The 2,823-nt window shown below is 32.9% G+C and carries 3 protein-coding genes and 2 tRNA genes; all 5 read right to left on the reverse strand.

Annotated elements, in window-relative coordinates:
• Positions 1–536: 536 nt before the first annotated feature.
• Positions 537–611: transfer RNA gene (locus COX95_02675), tRNA-Arg, on the reverse strand.
• A gap of 4 nt (positions 612–615) precedes the next feature.
• A complete protein-coding gene (locus tag COX95_02680; GenBank protein ID PIZ85890.1) occupies positions 616–1,281 on the reverse strand; it encodes a hypothetical protein in 666 nt (221 codons plus the stop codon).
• 69 nt (positions 1,282–1,350) lie between these two features.
• Positions 1,351–1,980, reverse strand: a complete 630-nt coding sequence (locus tag COX95_02685) for a hypothetical protein (protein PIZ85891.1) — start codon at positions 1,978–1,980, stop codon at positions 1,351–1,353.
• Positions 1,981–1,986: 6 nt separating this feature from the next.
• Positions 1,987–2,433, reverse strand: coding sequence for a hypothetical protein (locus tag COX95_02690; protein ID PIZ85892.1), 447 nt, complete (start codon positions 2,431–2,433; stop codon positions 1,987–1,989).
• Positions 2,434–2,464: 31 nt separating this feature from the next.
• Positions 2,465–2,539, reverse strand: a tRNA-Gly gene (locus COX95_02695).
• Between the last annotated feature and the right edge of the window lie 284 nt (positions 2,540–2,823).

A 2,823-nucleotide genomic window follows, 5' to 3' on the forward strand; every position in this document is an offset into this window, starting at 1 on the left:
AAAAGCACTATTTGCGCGAAGAAGCACTTGTTGAGCAAATCAAAAACTATCTTCAAAAAGTTTCTTTGTCGAGCCAAGACACGGAAAAAATTTTGGCGGCGTTAGATAGCGAACAAAAACAAGCAAAGCAACATGCTCAATCAAAAGTAGAAAGCCTGAAAGAGCAGCTTAAACAAGTTGAAACCAGGTTAGCAAAACTGCTTGATGTGTTTTTGAGCGATGTTTTATCTACAGAAGAATACGCCGCCAAAAAACAGGAATTGCTATCACAGAAAGTGGAATTTCAAGAAAAAATTAGCGACTTTGAGCAAAAAGGATTGTCTTGGCTCGAACCGGCTCGTGAGTTCGTAAAGTCCTTAAATCAAGCCGTAAAATTAGTAGAAACCGAAAACAAAAAAGAAATGACAACATTTCTTAAAAACATCGGCTCGAACCACATTTTACAAAACCGCCAACTGATTTTTTCGCCCAAAATCCCTTACAATTTGGTCGCCGAGCGAAGCGAGGCGAACCCAAATCGCTTGCAAATTCCTTACTGGTGCCCTCGGAGGGATTCGAACCCCCAAACCGAGTTCCGAAGACTCGTGTGATATCCATTTCACCACGAGGGCATATTTAATTACTAATCTCTGTTAACATATTCTGCCATGTTTGAATTTTCCAAAATAACTCACTACCCCTTACCTCAATTCTTAAACATCCTTTATATAATAAATTCTTTTTCAATCTATGCAAGGTTGGCTTATATACAGTTTTCAAAAATTTTTCAACAGGAACATTAACTATATCTGCCCAAAATTCCTCACAACCTTCATTGCTATATATTTCATGCAAATATAATCTAAAATTAATATTCTCGTCACTTATTCTAAAAACTTTTTTTAACCAGGCCATCATAAGCTTTATAATCCGAGGGTCTGAATTTACAAACTGGAATCTTTGGAATTTATGTGTTCCTTCTGCAAAGTATAGAGATAATCCAATAAGAAATAAAGGTTTTTGAGCAAGTATACGAAACTCTTTTTTTGCTTCTTTTTGAATTTTTTTAATTCTATCTTCCCTCTTCTTTTTGTTAACCCAAGCACCCTTTACTCTTCCTTTTTGACTCGCATCTTTAATCTTGTCAAGAATGCGTTTTTTATGTATATTACTTAAATCTATATTTTTAAGCCAACCAGAAAGAGTTCCCTTAGAAATACTTGGTATAATTTCTTTTATCTCGTTATAAGTAAAACCTTTTTGACGCAACTCTATTGCTTTTCTTTTATCTTCCAATCTCATATTAAACCCATGTACTATATATAATTATCATACACTACAAGGGTTCAATAACCAATGTTTAAAGGTTGTTTATAAGTTGAAACGATCCTTAAAATAAGTATCGTGGTGATTATCAAATTCAAAGACTTCGTTTGCTTCTTTGTTGAGCGTATTTATATATTTAAAAAATCCTTCTTCGTCGAAAATATCTAATCCCAACCCATGACAAACTTCTCTTATTTCTTTTCTAGTATTTTCTATATCATCTTCTCTGCTGATAACTTTTTCAGCTTCAAAATAAAAACTGTGATCCGGAACCTCAACAAGAGCAAATTCGATTTCTTGATAATCGTATACTTTACTCTTTCTAACACAAAGCATGCCTTTTTGAAGACCTAAGATTCCGAAAATTTTAACTAAATTATCAAAATTTCCCTCTTTAGCTAAAACCGAAATTTCCTCTCTATTTTCATCCCCTCCCCAATTACCAAGCTTAACCACTATCTCAGGCACCCCATTAGTTACTCTCAGGCGAATATCTTTTTGTCTTTTTTCAATTCCTTCTTCAGGTAAAAAAGTGGAATAATCAATTAGTACTCTTTCTTTGTTTGACTTAAAGTTCCCATTATTTTTAAAAAAGTTCTCTAATTCCAGAAACTTTTCTTTTGATAACGGTCCACGTAACTCAACTTCAATATTTTCTTTTTTAGAATTAGTCATATGAATTTAAGCTAAAGGATTGCCCTCTTTATCTTTTCCATCAACCCAATTGTACCGTTCAACAAAGCGTAAATAAAAACCAAAAGGATCAACCATTCTAAAATCAAGTCTATCAAAACGTATTTGTAATGGTTCCACTACTAAATTTTTATATTTATTAAAAACTTTTTTGTAAAGGGCACTGATATCGTCATGAGGAATAACAATCTCTACAGCATACCCTCGATTAGTATCTTTAGGAAATCTCCTAAAATAAGTTTGTTCAAACACATGATCATTCCCACAGTAAAAATTAAGAATACTACCTTTATTTCTCATTACCATATAGCCTTTTCTTTCCTCTGGCTTTTTCTCCCAAACTACTTCAAATCCTAAATCTCCGTAAAACTTCTTAGTTAGCTCAAAGTCTGGAACATGAAGTTCAAGCATCATATCAGAAACAAGTTTATTCATAATAATTAGCACTCCCTTATTGATTTACTTTTGGAGCGGGTGAAGAGGATCGAACTCTCATCTTCTGCTTGGAAGGCAGATATAATAGCCATTATACGACACCCGCAAAGCTAATTCAAATAAAAAAATAACACAAATTTTAACCGAAAACAAGAATCTAAGAAGGTTACTTATTTTCTTTTTTACCCCTAACAAAAGCTGACAGGCCAATAAATTCTAATCCAACAAATATAAGCCAGGAACCTGGAGTTAAGGGTGTTATCAGAGCTAAAAAACCAATAAAAATCAAAAATACACCCAAAACTCTTTTTAAGAAACCTGGTTTTTTTATATCTTTTTCAATTTTGGATATTATCTTTTGAGGTATAAAAATTCCTTACAATATTTTTA

It is taken from the genome of bacterium CG_4_10_14_0_2_um_filter_33_32, from assembly GCA_002792735.1.
Taxonomy (GTDB): domain Bacteria; phylum Patescibacteriota; class CPR2_A; order CG2-30-33-46; family CG2-30-33-46; genus CG2-30-33-46.